This is a genomic window from Devosia sp. J20-27, assembly GCF_055808595.1.
Map to the genome: position 1 here is coordinate 913941 of NZ_CM147875.1, position 14915 is coordinate 928855.

Annotated in this window: 15 protein-coding genes and 1 pseudogene; 8 read left to right on the top strand and 8 right to left on the bottom strand. The window is 66.3% G+C overall.

The window, feature by feature from the left end:
* Window position 1: 1 nt before the first annotated feature.
* From AC0L4C_RS04420 to AC0L4C_RS04435, 4 genes and pseudogenes are all read left to right on the top strand, one after another.
* Window positions 2-736: a hypothetical protein gene (locus AC0L4C_RS04420; protein WP_473402339.1), complete on the top strand. Its 735-nt coding sequence runs from the start codon at window positions 2-4 to the stop codon at window positions 734-736.
* A gap of 115 nt (window positions 737-851) precedes the next feature.
* Window positions 852-1013 carry a hypothetical protein gene (locus AC0L4C_RS04425; protein WP_473402341.1) on the top strand — a complete coding sequence of 54 codons (162 nt, stop codon included), beginning with the start codon at window positions 852-854 and terminating at the stop codon, window positions 1011-1013.
* Window positions 1014-1054: 41 nt separating this feature from the next.
* Window positions 1055-2069, top strand: a pseudogene (rsgA, locus tag AC0L4C_RS04430) (ribosome small subunit-dependent GTPase A).
* A 217-nt stretch (window positions 2070-2286) separates the two neighbouring features.
* On the top strand, window positions 2287-4515 hold the full coding sequence (locus tag AC0L4C_RS04435; protein ID WP_473402342.1) for a transglycosylase domain-containing protein: 2229 nt from the start codon (window positions 2287-2289) through the stop codon (window positions 4513-4515).
* A gap of 14 nt (window positions 4516-4529) precedes the next feature.
* Here the strand turns inward: AC0L4C_RS04435 and AC0L4C_RS04440 are convergent, their stop codons facing one another.
* Together AC0L4C_RS04440 and AC0L4C_RS04445 are read right to left on the bottom strand one after the other, a co-directional pair.
* Entirely contained in the window at window positions 4530-5267 is a 738-nt protein-coding gene (locus AC0L4C_RS04440) for a M48 family metallopeptidase (protein WP_473402344.1), read from the bottom strand.
* A 119-nt stretch (window positions 5268-5386) separates the two neighbouring features.
* Window positions 5387-5839: a DUF2852 domain-containing protein gene (locus AC0L4C_RS04445; protein ID WP_473402345.1), complete on the bottom strand. Its 453-nt coding sequence runs from the start codon at window positions 5837-5839 to the stop codon at window positions 5387-5389.
* 140 nt (window positions 5840-5979) lie between these two features.
* On the opposite strand from AC0L4C_RS04445, the gene AC0L4C_RS04450 reads away from it, so the two are divergent.
* From AC0L4C_RS04450 to AC0L4C_RS04460, 3 genes are all read left to right on the top strand, one after another.
* Window positions 5980-7272, top strand: a complete 1293-nt coding sequence (locus AC0L4C_RS04450; RefSeq protein ID WP_473402346.1) for an ActS/PrrB/RegB family redox-sensitive histidine kinase — start codon at window positions 5980-5982, stop codon at window positions 7270-7272.
* A 116-nt stretch (window positions 7273-7388) separates the two neighbouring features.
* Complete coding sequence (locus tag AC0L4C_RS04455) at window positions 7389-7940, top strand: ActR/PrrA/RegA family redox response regulator transcription factor (RefSeq protein ID WP_473402348.1); 552 nt, start codon at window positions 7389-7391, stop codon at window positions 7938-7940.
* Window positions 7941-7967: 27 nt separating this feature from the next.
* Entirely contained in the window at window positions 7968-9629 is a 1662-nt protein-coding gene (locus tag AC0L4C_RS04460; RefSeq protein ID WP_473402349.1) for an MBL fold metallo-hydrolase RNA specificity domain-containing protein, read from the top strand.
* Here the strand turns inward: AC0L4C_RS04460 and AC0L4C_RS04465 are convergent, their stop codons facing one another.
* The 5 genes from AC0L4C_RS04465 to AC0L4C_RS04485 form a co-directional block, all read right to left on the bottom strand.
* Window positions 9630-10796, bottom strand: a complete 1167-nt coding sequence (locus AC0L4C_RS04465; RefSeq protein ID WP_473402351.1) for an MFS transporter — start codon at window positions 10794-10796, stop codon at window positions 9630-9632. It abuts the gene before it with no gap.
* Window positions 10793-11278, bottom strand: a complete 486-nt coding sequence (locus AC0L4C_RS04470; RefSeq protein ID WP_473402352.1) for an MmcB family DNA repair protein — start codon at window positions 11276-11278, stop codon at window positions 10793-10795. Before AC0L4C_RS04470 ends, AC0L4C_RS04465 begins: the two co-directional genes overlap by 4 nt.
* A complete protein-coding gene (locus tag AC0L4C_RS04475) occupies window positions 11271-12446 on the bottom strand; it encodes an MFS transporter (protein WP_473402353.1) in 1176 nt (391 codons plus the stop codon). Before AC0L4C_RS04475 ends, AC0L4C_RS04470 begins: the two co-directional genes overlap by 8 nt.
* 188 nt (window positions 12447-12634) lie before the next feature.
* Window positions 12635-13180, bottom strand: coding sequence for a hypothetical protein (locus AC0L4C_RS04480; protein ID WP_473402355.1), 546 nt, complete (start codon window positions 13178-13180; stop codon window positions 12635-12637).
* A 64-nt stretch (window positions 13181-13244) separates the two neighbouring features.
* Window positions 13245-14135 (bottom strand): LysR family transcriptional regulator, encoded by an 891-nt coding sequence (locus AC0L4C_RS04485; RefSeq protein WP_473402356.1) that lies wholly within the window; start codon window positions 14133-14135, stop codon window positions 13245-13247.
* A gap of 197 nt (window positions 14136-14332) precedes the next feature.
* Between AC0L4C_RS04485 and AC0L4C_RS04490 the strand changes: the two genes are divergently transcribed.
* Window positions 14333-14581, top strand: a complete 249-nt coding sequence (locus AC0L4C_RS04490; RefSeq protein ID WP_473402357.1) for a hypothetical protein — start codon at window positions 14333-14335, stop codon at window positions 14579-14581.
* Here AC0L4C_RS04490 and AC0L4C_RS04495 read toward each other — a convergent pair.
* Complete coding sequence (locus tag AC0L4C_RS04495; protein ID WP_473403449.1) at window positions 14578-14898, bottom strand: septal ring lytic transglycosylase RlpA family protein; 321 nt, start codon at window positions 14896-14898, stop codon at window positions 14578-14580. The genes AC0L4C_RS04490 and AC0L4C_RS04495 overlap by 4 nt on opposite strands.
* Between the last annotated feature and the right edge of the window lie 17 nt (window positions 14899-14915).

Here is a 14915-nt window from a genome sequence, read left to right on the forward strand (position 1 = left end):
CGTGGCCGTCGCGGCCCCTGCCTGGTCCGCCGACCGGCTGCCTGACGGGGGCACGGCGCGGAGCGCCGGCAGCGGCATTGTCGAGGCGTGGTACGAGCAACCCACCGATCGTTACGATCACGGCATCCTTGGCGATACCGTCGAGGCGGGCACTCTGGTCGGTATCGACGCCGGTGGCAGGCGCTACGAGCTGGTGCTGCCGGAGCGCTATGTCTACGAGGACATCACGCCGCGCCTCGCCGATCTCGATGGCGACGGCGCCAGCGAAATTGTTACGATCCGCACCGATCTCGGTGCCGGCGCTGCCGTGGCCGTCTATGGCCTTGTCGATGGCAAACTGGTCGAGCGCGACGCCACCGCGCCGATCGGCATGCCGCACCGCTGGCTATCGATCGCTGCCATCGCTGATTTCTCCACCGCACCCGGCCTCGAGATCGCCATCGTCAAGACCCCGCATATCGGCGGCAGGCTGGAGCTGCTGTCGCTGCAGGGCCCGGATCTGGTCGCCCTTGGTGCGCCGCTTACCGGCGTTTCCACGCATTTCATGGGCTCGCGCGACCTCAGCCTGGCCGACAGCCGGGATGTCGACGGCGATGGCCATGCGGAACTGGCACTGCCCTCGCAGGACCGGCGCCAGGTGATCGTCGTCACGTTTGTGCCGGACACCCGCGTTATCCGTACACTGCCTGTCGCGACGCAGATCACCACGCCGATCACAGGGGCCATGTGGGACTGACAGTCTCGTGGCCACCTCCGCCGAGCGCGTCGCCTGTCAGGGATTACCGGCGCCTCTCTTGCCTTCTGCCGTGCAGACGACCAGAAGCAGACATAGACCCAGGAAAGGGACCCCAATGGCACGCAAGCCGAACTACGATTTCGAGCGCAGAGAGCGTGATCGCCTCAAGCAGCTCAAGAACGCTGCACGGGCCGAAGCCAAGCTCAAGGCCAAGGAGGGTGACGCCACCGACACGCCGGACTCGACGACCGGGGATGACCCGGTTCGCGACGAATGACGCCGGGCGGGCGTGATGCAGATGGCCGGGAGTAGCCTGAACTGAGCGCCACGGCCGCCGCCTTGACCAGCCTGGGCTGGTCCGAGTTCTTTGCTGATCAGGTCGGGCCCGACGAGACCGACCTGCAGCCCGTCCGCATCGTCTCGGTGCATCGCGCCCGTCTCAGCGGCATAACGGGCGATGCGCCCGTCGCTCTTGTGCTGCCGCCGCGCACCAATACCGGCGCGTTTGCCGTGGGCGACTGGGTCCTGGCGGAACCTCATACTCACCTGCTGGTCCGTCGAACTCGATCGCAGCACCCTGCTCGAGCGCCGGCTTGGCGACGGCAGCGTGCAGCTGGGTGGCGCCAATATCGATACGCTGTTCATCGTCACCTCGTGCAATGCCGATTTCAGCATTGCCCGGCTGGAGCGCTATCTGGCGCTGGCCAACCAGGCCGGCACACGGCCGGTCATCGTCCTAACCAAGGCCGACCAGGCCGACGACGCCGCGCGGTATATCGAAGAGGCCAGCGCGCTGCAGCGCGATCTCGATGTGGTCATCGTCGACCCCCGGACTGCCCGGGCCGCTACCGATCTGGCTGCCTGGTGCGGGGCCGGGCAGACGGTAGCGGTTGTCGGCTCCTCAGGCGTGGGCAAGTCGACCCTGGTCAACACGCTGGTCGGTTCGGGCGCCGAAACACCCCAGCTGACCGGCGGCATACGCGAAAGTGATGCCAAGGGTCGGCACACCACCACGGCGCGCTCGCTGCATCCCGTCGCCGGCGGCGGCTGGGTCATCGATACGCCCGGCATCCGCACCCTGCACGTCAGTGAAATGGCCGAGGGCCTCGACACCGTCTTTGCCGAGATCACCGAGCTGGCGCCGCAATGCCGCTTCCGCGACTGTACCCATGTGCACGAGCCGGGCTGCGCCATTCAGGCCGCTGTCGCGGCCGGCACGCTCGACCCCGAACGCGTCGCCCGCTGGCGCAAGCTGCAGGACGAGAACGCCTCCAACCGCCCCACCGTCGATGGCGCCCGCAACGCGCCGCAGGGCCGCCGCGGCAGGCGTTGAGCACGCCTCCGGTGCTGTCGGTCGCCCCACGCCTGTGCCCTATGCGTCACAGCCATTGACCCGGCAGCTTAAACTCACATAAACCGGCCACAATTGGCCTCGATAGCCCTAGGGGACCGCGCGGCGGAGGACTGGACAGTCCGGCGCCGCGAGACGGTTGGATTGCTGCGGCGTCCCGGTTCCGTTCGAGGCAGACTCACGGAGGGGTACCGACGCCATGCGCAAGAAAGATGCCGGGGCCCTCTTCATGGATTTTCACGTTTCGCCTGAGGACCGGGTCGGGGCCACCCCCAAGAAGGCCCGTGGCAAGGCCAGGCCGCAGCCGGCAGGCAAGAAGACGCCGAAAACGCCGCGCGCCTCCAAGAACGCCCGCGTCGAGCCGCGTCTCGGCAGCGTCGACAACGTCTATTCGGACGGCTACGACGACGGTTACGACGAGCCCGCTCCCGCTCGTGGGCGGCGCCAGAAGGTCAAGAAGACCCGCGGCCGCCGCGAGCGCAAGCCGCTGACCTTCGGCCGCATCGTCTGGAAGCTGTTCACCTGGCTGCTGGTGCTGGGCCTCTGGGGTGGCATCGCCCTGGCCGGCGTGGCCGTCTACTTCTTCATGCAGATGCCGGCTGCCGACAGCTGGGCCATCCCCGACCGTCCGGCCAATATCCGCATCGTCACGGCGGACGGACAGCTGATGTCCAACCGCGGCAAGACCGGCGGCGAAGCCATCTCGCTGCGCGAAATGCCCTATTATGTGCCGGCCGCCTTCGTGGCGATCGAGGATCGCCGCTTCTACGAGCATTTCGGCATCGATCTGATCGGCCTCGCCTCGGTGGCGCTCGAAAGCGTTCGCGCCGGCGAAGTCACCCGCGGCGCCTCCACGCTGACCCAGCAGCTTGCCAAGAACCTCTTCCTGACCCGCGACCAGACCATCGAGCGCAAGGCCCAGGAAGCCATGCTCGCCCTCTGGCTCGAGCAGAACTATTCCAAGGACGACATTATCGAGCTCTACCTCAACCGGGTGTTCTTCGGGCACAACTCAACCGGTATCGAGGCGGCATCGCAAACCTATTTCGGCAAGTCGGCCCGCAACCTGTCGCTCGGCGAGGCCGCCATGCTGGCCGGCACTGTGCAGCGCCCATCCAGCGTCAATCCCAAGACCAACCCGGAAGCTGCCGCCGCGCGCGCCCGGCTCGTGCTGCAATCGATGGCCAAGGAAGGCTATATCTCGGACGCCGAGGCCAAGGCCGCCGCCATCGATCCCAACCAGCGCATCCGCACCAAGGTCACCGGCTCGGAATCCTATGTCGCGGACTGGGTCGAGACGCTGATGCAGGCCTATATCGGCGACGTCACCGAAGACGTGGTGGTCTCCACCACCATCAACTGGGACCTGCAGAAATCGGCCGAGAACATCGTCCGGACCGCCGTCGAGACGCATGGCGCCGAGCGCGGTTTCACCCAGGGCGCCCTGGTCGCCATGGATGTCGACGGCACGGTGCGGGCGCTGGTCGGCGGCGTCGACTATGCCCAGAGCCAGTTCAACCGCGCCGTCACCTCGCGCCGGCAGCCGGGTTCGGCCTTCAAACCCTTCGTCTATCTGGCCGCCATGGAAAAGGGCTACACCCCCGATACCGTCGCCGATGACGCGCCGTTCGACTACAATGGCTGGAGTCCCTCGAACGCCTCCAACAAATATGCCGGTCCGGTGTCGCTGCGGCAGGGCCTTGCCTACTCGCTCAACACCATTGCGGCCCGGCTGGCCATCGATGTGACACCGCAGGTGGTGATCGACACTGCCACCCGGCTCGGCATTTCCTCGCCTATGCAGGCCGTGCCCTCGATTGCGCTGGGGACGCAGGAAGTATCGCTGCTCGAGCTGACCGGCGCCTATGCGCCGTTTGCCAATGGCGGCATCGGCGTCATTCCCAATGTCATCACCCGCATCGAGACCGCCTCGGGCAAGGTGCTTTACGAGCAGATCCCGGCCGGCCCCGGTCAGGTGATCGAACCGCGCGTCGTGGGCGAGATGAACGACATGATGACCACGGCGCTCGAAATCGGCACCGGCAAGAAGGCGCATCTCAATGGCTGGCCGATCGCCGGCAAGACCGGCACCAGCCAGAAGGCGCGTGATGCGCTGTTTGTTGGCTATACATCGCGCATGGTCACCGGCGTGTGGCTGGGCAATGACGATGACACCGGCACCAAGCTGTCGGGCGGCAATGTGCCGGTCGAGATCTGGTCCGAGTTCATGACCGTTGCCCATAACGGCCTGCCGGTCGCCGACCTGCCGGGCGGCTTCACTCCGGCCGATCCGCTCGACCCCAACCTGCAGCCGATGGAGCAGGCGCCGACCGTCAGCGGCGATTTCCAGCAGGACCAGCAGTTCCAGACGCAGCGACCAAGGCGGAACCTGATGGACGCGCTGGGCGATATCTTCGGCGGCGGCTGAGGCCCCGCCGGAGCCTATTCATCGATGCCGTAGACCATCAGCTGGCGGCCATGCGCCTTGAGCCAGGCACGCCCCTTGTCCATGCTCGGCAGGGTACGGGCCACGGTGGCCCAGAAGGCATCCGAGTGGTTCATTTCCACCAGATGCGCCACTTCATGGGCGGCGACATAATCCAGCACAAAGGGTGGCGCGAGGATCAGCCGCCAGTTGAAATTGAGCCGCCCGTTGCTCGAGCACGAGCCCCAGCGCGTCGCCTGCGAGCGCATGGACACCGATTTGTAGGTCACGTCGAGCCGCCTGGCGTGTACCGCCACCCGCTTTTCCAGCGCCAGCTGCGCTTCGGCCTTCAGCCAGTCGGTCAGCCGGCGCGAGCGGTGCGCCACTTCACCGGGCACCTGCAGTGTCATTTCGCCATCGACTTCGAGCACTTCCACGCGGCCGCGCACCTTGCCGGTGGCGATGATGCGGTGGTCCACCCCGCGCAGCGGGATCACCGCGCCGCGCTTGAACGACACCGGCTTGGCTGCCCGCTCCAGCCGGGCGCCCAGCCAGGCACGCTGGCGGTCGAGAAAGGCTTGCGCTTCCTGCCAGCGCCCGTGATGCGGCACGGTGAGCACCGGGCCCCCGGCATGGGGCAGCGACAGCCGATAGTTGCGCGCCCGCACGCTGACGCGCACGGCGACCTCCACCATCCGGCCGTCGACCTCGGTTTCGGTGACGGTCGGCCATTTCTTCTGCATGAGGGCAATCATAGTTGTTTCATTTGAGCAGATTCTTGGCGGCGTCAACATGACAAAAAAGGCGCCCCGCGAACGGAGCGCCAGTTGCGAGCAGGAAGGTGCCCGCGTCAGGAGAGTTTTCGACCGTCAGCTCAGTCGTGCGAGCCGCCGTTTTCGGACGTCGGGCCGCCATAGCCCTGACGCGACCCGTTGCGATCGCGCATGAAGCGGTCGAATTCTTCGCGGTCCTTGGCCTTGCGCAGGTTGGCCATGTACTCGTGGAAGGCATTGATCTCTTCGTCGAGACGATTGCGTTCCTCTTCGAGGCGGCGGAGCTGCTCGGCGCGGTAGTCGTCGAAGGCGGCATTGCCGCTGCTGTTGTGGAAGCCCTGGTGGCGCCACTGGCCACGCGGGCCGCAGTTCTGCGCAAAGGCCCTGCCCTTGTGCATGAAGCGCTGGGCCTTTTCGGCGGAGCCGCCGAAATTCTCGCCCCAGACGATATAGGCCAGGACGACGAGGCCAAGCGGCCACCAGAGGATGAAGCCGAGGACCATCAGGGCGATGGTCAGCGGACCCCATTGCGGTTTGATGATTGCAGTGTTCATTTCAATTCTCCCAGTCACGAACTATTGGGATGTGGCCCCGATGCCGGCAGGATCAAGCAGGTTCGAGCCGAATATTGCTCTTGAAATCCTCCGCGCCCTCACTAGACCGGCGGCCACGGAACGAATTTGCGAGGTTTTTCATGAGTGCGGCGGTTGCGACGCAGGATTATACGTCGGGCACCTGGCGTCCGCTGCGCCTCGGCACCTTTGTCGGCCTGCGCTGGCTGGCCATTGTCGGGCAGGCGATCGGGGTGCTGTTCGTCGATTTCGGCCTCGGGTTTCCGCTGCCGCTGGCCGAATGCCTGCTGCTGATCGCCCTCTCGGTCGGCCTCAATCTCTGGCTGCTGCTGCGCTTTGGCGCGGCAACCCGCGCCAGCGCCACGCTCTCGACTGTGCAGCTCGCCTATGACTGCCTGCAGCTGGGTGGCCTCCTGGCGCTGACCGGTGGCCTGCAGAACCCGTTCTCGCTGCTGCTGCTGGCGCCGGTTTCGGTCTCGGCCACCAGCTTGCCGCAACGTTCCACCCTGCTGCTGGCGGGACTGGCCATTGCCATCGCGTCGCTGCTCTCGATCTTGCACTACGACCTGCCCTGGAACCCGTCCGAGCGCATCGTCTTCGACCGCGTCTATATCATCGGCATCTGGGTCAGCATCCTCTGCGGCACCGTGTTCATCGCCGCCTATACCAACCGCGTCGCCCATGAAGCGCGGCAGCTGGCCAACGCGCTGGCCGCCACCGAGCTGCAGCTCTCCCGCCGAGAGCAGCTGGCCTCGCTTGATGGCCTGGCGGCGGCGGCGGCACACGAACTGGGCACGCCGCTCTCCACCATCGCGCTGGCGGCCAAGGAAATGCGCACCGATGTCGCCGATGGGCCGCTGCGCGAGGACATAGAGCTCATCATCAGCCAGACGGCGCGCTGCCGCGATATCCTGGCCAAGCTGCGCAATCTGGGGGCGGATGGCGGCGACCCGTTCGCCGCAGTGCCGCTCACCGAACTGGTGGCCGAAGTGGTCAAGCCGCACGAACTCGACGGCAAGACCATTGCCATCAGCCAGGAAACGGCTGCCGGCCCTGCCCCGGTATTCCTGCGCAATGTCGGCCTGCTCTACGGACTGGGCAACCTGGTAGAGAACGCCGTGCATTTCGCCCGCGACCGTGTCGATATCGAATGCGCCTGGGACAGGACCTCGGTCAGCGTCACCATTACCGATGACGGTCCGGGCTTTGCGCCCGAGCTGCTGGCCCGCATGGGCGAGCCCTATATCTCGACCCGCGGCATCGGCTCGGATGGCGGCGGGCTGGGGCTGGGTGTGTTCATCGCCAAGACGCTGCTGGAGCGCACCGGCGCCCGCATCGCGTTCGAGAACGGCAATGACAAGGGCCACGCCCGGGTCCGCGTCGTCTGGCCGCGCAAGCTGATCGAGACGGACTAGGAGGCTGGCGGCCGCCGTGACGCCATGGGAGCGCGACACTGCACCCCGCGCGATGCCGCGTGATTGATCGCGGTCTGCTTTGACCTTTTGGCGCGGACGCCCTACATCAGACGGCGATGAGCACAGTTGATGACCTTCTTGCGGCCGACCGATCGCTGCTTCTTGTCGATGACGACAAGGCCTTCCTGACGCGCCTCGAACGGGCGATGCAGAAGCGCGGCTTTGATGTCCGCATCGCCGATACCGTTGCCGGGGCCATTGCCGCCGTCAACGAGGCCGCTCCGGCCTATGCGGTGGTGGATCTCAGGCTCGAGGACGGCAATGGCCTGGATGTCATCAATGCCCTGCATCTCAAGCGTGAAAATGCCCGAGCGGTGGTGCTGACCGGATATGGCAACATCGCCACGGCCGTCACCGCGGTGAAACTGGGTGCGGTCGATTATCTCTCCAAGCCGGCCGACGCCGACGACGTGATCAACGCCCTGCTGGCCTCCGGCGACCAGCCGCCGGAGCCGCCGGAAAACCCGATGTCGGCCGATCGCGTGCGCTGGGAGCATATCCAGCGCGTCTATGAGCTCTGCGACCGCAATGTCTCGGAGACCGCCCGCCGGCTCAACATGCATCGGCGCACCCTGCAGCGCATCCTCGCCAAGCGGGCGCCAAAATAACCTGTTATAGTTAGTCGGGAGAGAGCCATGACCGTCACGTTGAACTTTCACGGGGCGGCGGGGACCGTCACCGGCTCCTGCTATCGCGTCGTGCATCCGGGCGGCCAGTTCCTGGTCGATTGCGGCATGTTCCAGGGCAACCGCTCGGTGCGCGATCTCAACTACAAGCCGCTGCCCTTCGACGCCAAGGCGATCGATTTCGTTCTGCTCACCCATGCCCATATCGATCACGCCGGGTTGCTGCCCAAGCTGACGCGCCACGGCTATCGCAAGGCCATCTTCGCCACGAGCCCAACCAACGGCCTGCTGGAATATATGCTGCCCGACAGCGCCGGCATTCAGGAAAGCGAGGCGGAGCGCGAGACGCGCAAGCGTTCGCGCCGGGCCGAGGCGCCGGTCGAACCGCTTTACACGACCGAACACGCGCAGCAGACGCTCAAGCTCTGCCAGGGTGTGGAGTACGGCAAGTGGATCGAACCCGGTCCCGGCGTACGCGCCCGCTACTGGAACGCCGGCCACATCCTCGGCTCGGCCTCCATCGAGGTCGAGGTCAAGAACGGCGATGGCGAAGCCATCACCATCCTGTTCTCGGGCGATCTGGGACCCGACGAGAAGGTATTCTACAAGGAGCCCAACGCCCCGCAGGGTTTCGACTACATCCTCTGCGAGTCCACCTATGGCGGCCGCGAGCGCGATCCCTATACGCTCGAGCAGCGGCGCGAGGCCCTGAAGACCGAAATCAACGATGCCATGGGGCGCGGCGGCAATCTGGTGATCCCGGCCTTCGCCGTGGAGCGCAGCCAGGAGCTGCTGCACGACATCGGCACGCTGATCAAGAGCGGCGAGATCGACCCCAAGCTGGTGTTCCTCGACAGCCCGCTCGCCTCGCGGGTGACTGCTGTCTACAAGAAATACGACTCCATGTTCGAGGACGTGGAGCTATCGGCCAGCGAACTCTTCAACGATCCGCGCTTCCGCATCGTCGAAACGGTCGACGAGAGCAAGGCCATCAACCAGATCCGCGGCGGCGCCATCATCATCTCGGCCTCGGGCATGGCCGATGCCGGGCGCATCAAGCACCACCTGCGCAACAACCTGCCGCGCTCGAACTGCGCCGTGCTGTTCGTCGGCTACCAGGCGCCGGGCACCCTAGGCCAGATCATCAAGTCGGGCGCCAAGGAAGTGCGCATCCACTCCACCCTGGTGCCGGTCCGGGCCCAGGTACACAGCGTCGGCAATTATTCCGCCCATGCCGATGACAGCGAGCTGCGCGCCTGGATCAAGGAGCGCCTGCCGGCCCACGGCGCGGTCTTCCTGACCCATGGCGAGGACGACGAGCGGAACGCGCTGCGCACCGAGATCGTGCGCGAGGATGGCCTGTCCGGCGACCAGGTCATCCTGCCCATGCTCGATGACGCCTTCGAGCTGCGGCCCAGCGGCATCACCGGCGTGCAGAAGCCGGCAGAGATGCGCATCGACCCCAAGCAGATCAGCTCGGACTGGCACAATGCCTATGCCAGCTTCATCATCGATCTGAGCCACCAGCTGCAGAACGCCAAGACCGACCGGCAGCGGCTGGAACTGATGAATGCGCTGCGCCTCCGCCTCGACGCCACAGGCGTTTCCTCGGCCGCCACGGGCAAGCCTTTGCCGCTGGCCGGGCAGCCCCGCGAGGAGCGCGGCGAGTAGTTACTCGCCCGCCGGCGCGGCGCTGACGACGGGCCGCGGCGCGAGGTATCGCGCCAGGTAGATCGCGAGGATCACCACCGGCACGATGACGATGTAGATGCTGCGGATGCCGAAGCTGGCGGCCAGCCAACCGAGCAGGGCCGGCGTTCCGAGCAGCGTGATCTGCGTCGTCATGGTCAGTGCCGCCACGTTTTCCGAGGCCGGACGGTCGCCCAGCCGGGCCGCGGCCGAGGTGGAGAGCGGGAACGAGACGCAGACGCCGATGCCGATGACAAAGAACCCGAGCAGGGCCCAGACCGGGCTGGGCGCGACCACGACCAGCGCCAGCCCCACCAGCGCGATGCCGCCCAGCGCCCGGGCGAAGGGCGTGGCGCCGAAACGCGAGATCAGCCGGTCGGCGAGCAGCCGTCCGCCCACGGTGGCGCCGATGAAGGCCGGCAGGGTCAGCGTTTCCACCCATTCGGGCACGACGAAACTGTCGCGCATGAAGATCACCGACCAGTTGCGCACCGAGCCCTCGAGGATGGCGCCGCCAATGGCGTAGCCGACCAGCAGCAGGGTTGCGACGGTCGGCAGGGTGAGCCGCTTCTGCGGCCCGGTGCGCGTGTGGGCCCGCGCCGGCGCGCCGCGCATCGGCAGGATCAGCAGCACGCTGGCGACGAGGATGGCCGGCACGATCAGACTGAAATGCCAGGCGGCCGGCACGCCATAGCCGCGCAGCACTGCGCCGGCGGTCACCGTCACCAGCTGCCCGATGCTCCAGATGCCGTGGCAGGAATTCATCAGCCGCTTGCCGGTCTCCGCCTCGACCCGATCGGCCTCGACATTCATGGCCACATTGGTCAGCGCGAACATCACGCCGAACACGGCAAACGCCAGGAACAGCAGGAGCGGTGTCGGTGCCAGCGCCAATCCGGCGACAGTCGCCGCCGCCAGTGGGATGCCCCACAGCAATACCGTGCGCGTGCCCACCGATTCCACCAGCCGGCTCGACAGCAGGAAGGTGAGGATGGCACCCACCGGCTGGCCCAGCAGGCAGAGCCCGAGCACACCCTCGTTGATGCCGAGGCCGGACTGGATATCGGGGATGCGGGTGAACATCGATCCGGTCGCCAGTGCCTGGCAGAGGAAGACGAGGCGGATGGTCATGCGGGCGTTGAGGTTCACGGAAAGCTGCCGGTCTCTGGATCCATCAGGGTGTGGATGCGGTCGGCACCCAAGCGTGTCAGCTTGAGCGTCAGCGCCTTGCGCCGGGCCGCCGGCAACGGGGTCTCGTCGGCCATGCGCAGGATGGCCGCATCGTGCCCGTCTCCCACCATCAGCCCCTCGGAAGCCGGAAAGATGTCCGGGTCGAGCTCGGGCGGCTTGGCAAAAAAGAAGCGGTCGCAGAAATCCTTGTAGTGCGGCCATTTCTGGTCGACCTGGAAATCGATCAGCGAACTCTTGATCTCGATGATCCAGATTTCGCCTTTCGGCCCGACGGCCAGGAGGTCGGCACGCCGGCCATTGGCCAGCGGCACTTCCGAATAGCAGCAGAAATCATGGGCACCGCGCAGGAAGCGCATGATCCCCCGCTGCACCCGCAACGCCGTCGGCGACTGCCGCAGGTCGACGATGGGCGGCAGATCGGGGGACGGCGGCTCAGCCATGCGGGGTGACAGGCTCCGGTTCCGAGCTCAGGGGGACCGGCCGCGCCGCCAGCGCCCGGATCACCAGCAGCGCTGCAATGATCAGCGGCACGATGACGAAGTAGGAGAAGCGGATGCCGAAGGTCTGTGCCACGAAGCCGAGCAGCGGCGGCCCGGCAAAGAACACCACGAACGTCATCTGCCCCAGCGATGCGACATTGACCGAAGCCGGCCGGTCGGTGCGCTGCGCCGCCGCCGATACCGCCAGCGGGTAGACCGACGAGCAGCCCAGCCCCATCAGCGTGAAGCCGAACAGCGCCACATAGGGGTGCGGGGCAAGGCCGACAATGATCAGGCCGAGCGCCGCGATGGCCAGCAGCGTGCCGGCGACGAGGCGTGGCGAGAAGCGGTCGACCACCGGGTCCATGTAGATACGCGCCAGCGCCATGAACAGCGCAAACACCGTGATCGACATGCCGCCGATGAACGGCTCGACCGCAAACACGTCGCGCATGTAGATCGCCGACCAGTCGATGCCGCCTCCCTCTACCAGCAGCGGCGCGGCGCCGATCAGGCAGAGCGGCAGCAGACCTATGGTGGGGAAGGCGATCAGCGGCATCTTGCCGGCATGGCTCTCCTTGCGGGAGGGCGCATTCTCGATGCCCGAGAAGACGAAATAGCCGGCAATCGCCGCCACCAGGGTGGCCCCGAGGATATGCAGCTGCGGCGAGATCCCCAGCTGGCGCACGCCCGCCGAGACGAAAGCGGTGACGAAGAAGCCGAGGCTCCACATGCCATGCGCACGGCTCATGATCCGATAGCCCAGCACCGCCTCGTGCCGGTCGGTCTCGAGGTTGACGTTGATCTCCAGCGCTCCGGCGAAGATGCCGGCGATGAAAAAGAACGGCGCCACCAGCAGGGCATTGGGCATCCACGGAATGATGACATAGCAGGCCGACGCCCCGAAGACGGTGACGAAGGCCGTCTTGCGCGCCCCGTATTTCTCGATCAGCGGGCTCGAGATCGTCAGCCCGACCAGTGCCCCCACCGACATCGAGAGCAGCAGCAGGCCGAGCTGGCCCTCGCTGAGCCCCAGCGACAGCTGCAGGTCGGGCAGCCGCGCCAGCAGCGCCCCCATGGTCAGCGCGAAGATGAAGAAGATGCCGAAGATGCGGTGATGCGGCTTCATGCGGCACCCCCGCGCCCGATGCCTCTGCCATCGCAATGGACGCGGAAACCGCCAAAGACCCGGTAACGGGGCGGAAGGTCGAGGCCGAATCTCATGGAAAATACCTGCTGCAAGAACAGCGGCAACCTAGTGAACTTGGCCCATCGGCACAAGGCGATGCATCCGGCGGCGGTGATCGCGGGCGCGCCTCAGGCGGCGCGCGCATCCTTGAGAATGCTGACCCCGGCGCCGATGGTCCGGGCGATCTCGAACCGCCGTACCCGGCCGGGATGAGCGCGCCGTTCGCTCGGAGCGGCGTCATCCTGGCGGCGCCGGTCGGGGCCGAAATAGTCCGGTGTTTCGACGAAGCTGAAGCTGCGGTTGAGCTGCCGGGTCAGCCGGTCGACCACCCGCTCGCGCGTGAAGGGCAATGTCAGCACGTCATCGAAGCCCATGTTCGCGCAGGCGCGGATGGCGTCGGGCGACGGACTCTCGGAGAAATAGATCAGCGGCGAGAACCGCATCAAGCGGCGCGAGCAGAAGCGGATGGCGTCGGCATTGAGCTTGAGGCTCGCCACGTCGTCAACGGCCGCAAAGAGGAAGAACAGCAAGGGGGTCCGCGCCAGCTGCTGCTCGGCCAGCGCGGCGCCGGCAAAGGGCAGCACGGCATCGAACCGCAGCCCCCGGGCCAGATCCATCAGCGCGGCACCGGGGCCATCGGCCGGTCCCACGATATAGGCTGTTGCCTTGAACAAAGCTCCGTCCCGTCCTTGCTTGCATTCCCGGCCGGGACCTTGCCCCGTTATGGTTGCCGTCGCGTTAATCCGGCGGCCGTCGCAGCTCGCCGCGGAACAGGGCCGCATGGGTCCGCATCAGCGCCGTGATCCGCTCGGCGACACGGCGCACCTCGGGGCGGTGCCGTTCCTCGTGGTGGGAGACCAGCCACTGCTCGGTTTCCAGTTCGCCAATCGCATTCGCCACCCGCACCAGCCGCGCGTCGCTGTCGCCGACGAAGCAGGGCAGCACCGTGAGTCCGGCGCCGGCCGCCGCCAGTTCGCGCACCGTGTGCACGTCATTGCCGCGCACGCCGATGCGGTCGCCATGATGGGCCATGAGCCAGCGTGCCGACGCGATGTTGGCGGCTTCGCCGGTGGTGCCCACGAACATGCCGGCCTCCACGCCATTGATGAACTGCCGGCCGCCGAACAGCGCGTGCGCCACCGTGCCGATCCTGCGGCCTGCGAGGTTGGGTTCGGTCGGCCGGGCCGAGCGAATGCCGATATCGGCGGCCCGTCGGCCGATATCGACCTTCTCGTAGGCGGTGACCAGCTCGACGCGGATGCCGTCATCGACCTGCCAGACCTCGCCGATATGGGCGGAGATGAAGGCCGAGGTCCAGGCGCCGGCCGACACCCGCACGATCCGGTCGCCGACATTGCCGTCGCGCCAGCGCAGCAGGTCCCGCATGGCGCTCTCGACATCCTCGGCCCGGCGCAACAGTTCGGTCCCTGCCCCGGTGAGTTGGTAGCCGCTTTGGCTGCGCACAAAGAGCGGCTCGCCGATCTGTGCCTCCAGCGCTGACACCCGTCGCCCCAGCGTTGCCGCCGACAGGCCGGTGGTGGCCGTGGCAGCCGTGAGGCCACCCAGTCGCGCCACATCGAGGAACAACCGCAGATCGTCCCAGGAGATGTCAGCGAGAGCTGTGGCCATGGTTTTTCATTTCTGAAAGATACGTTGCGATCTTCGATGTAGCTGCATTGCAAGGCAAAGCGCAACTATCGGGCGTTCGCTGCGACGCGACGTCGTCGTCGATTTTCATGAGCGCAGCGACCCCGACCCCCTGTGCAGGCGGATCCATCGTGCTTGGGCGCGACTGGCGAAGCCTTGCGTTAATGAAAGGATACGAGATGCTTGCCAGTCTCTCTCGGCGCATTGGCGAATGGATCAGAACCGAGTCCGACATCAAGCGACTGCGGTCGTTCGACGAGCGCCTGCTGGGCGATATGGGTATCGAGCGCCGCCACATCCGCAATCTCGTCAGTGGCCGCCCGGTGCCGCCCCGGGAGACGCCGGTTGCCGAGACCGACGCAAAGAAAAAGGGCCACCCGCATGCATCGGGTGACCCTCAGGTTCTGTGGGACGCGAAACGCGCCTAGACTCGTTCGATGCAGACCTTGGTGTGGCCCGCATTCTTGAAACCGAGTTTGGTGGCTGCCGCCTTCGAAAGGTCGATGATCCGACCCCTGATGAAGGGGCCGCGATCGTTCACGGTGACCTGCACGGCCTTGCCGCTACGCTGGTCGACGACCCGAAGTTTGGTGCCGAAGGGGAGGGTCTTGTGAGCCGCCGTCATGGCGTTCTGGTTGAAGGTCTGACCCGATGCGGATTTTTTTCCATGAAAGCCAGGACCGTACCAGGATGCTCCGCCGCATTGATCGCCAGCATACGCCCCGGTGGTAGAAGTCAACGCCATCACCAGGCCGGCGATCA

Coding starts and splice junctions, on each gene's coding strand:
- AC0L4C_RS04425 (WP_473402341.1), top strand. CDS start 852: ATGGCACGCAAGCCGAACTACGATTTCGAGCGCAGAGAGCGTGATCGC.
- AC0L4C_RS04435 (WP_473402342.1), top strand. CDS start 2,287: ATGCGCAAGAAAGATGCCGGGGCCCTCTTCATGGATTTTCACGTTTCG.
- AC0L4C_RS04440 (WP_473402344.1), bottom strand. CDS start 5,267: ATGATTGCCCTCATGCAGAAGAAATGGCCGACCGTCACCGAAACCGAG.
- AC0L4C_RS04445 (WP_473402345.1), bottom strand. CDS start 5,839: ATGAACACTGCAATCATCAAACCGCAATGGGGTCCGCTGACCATCGCC.
- AC0L4C_RS04450 (WP_473402346.1), top strand. CDS start 5,980: ATGAGTGCGGCGGTTGCGACGCAGGATTATACGTCGGGCACCTGGCGT.
- AC0L4C_RS04455 (WP_473402348.1), top strand. CDS start 7,389: ATGAGCACAGTTGATGACCTTCTTGCGGCCGACCGATCGCTGCTTCTT.
- AC0L4C_RS04460 (WP_473402349.1), top strand. CDS start 7,968: ATGACCGTCACGTTGAACTTTCACGGGGCGGCGGGGACCGTCACCGGC.
- AC0L4C_RS04470 (WP_473402352.1), bottom strand. CDS start 11,278: ATGGCTGAGCCGCCGTCCCCCGATCTGCCGCCCATCGTCGACCTGCGG.
- AC0L4C_RS04475 (WP_473402353.1), bottom strand. CDS start 12,446: ATGAAGCCGCATCACCGCATCTTCGGCATCTTCTTCATCTTCGCGCTG.
- AC0L4C_RS04485 (WP_473402356.1), bottom strand. CDS start 14,135: ATGGCCACAGCTCTCGCTGACATCTCCTGGGACGATCTGCGGTTGTTC.
- AC0L4C_RS04490 (WP_473402357.1), top strand. CDS start 14,333: ATGCTTGCCAGTCTCTCTCGGCGCATTGGCGAATGGATCAGAACCGAG.
- AC0L4C_RS04495 (WP_473403449.1), bottom strand. CDS start 14,898: ATGGCGTTGACTTCTACCACCGGGGCGTATGCTGGCGATCAATGCGGC.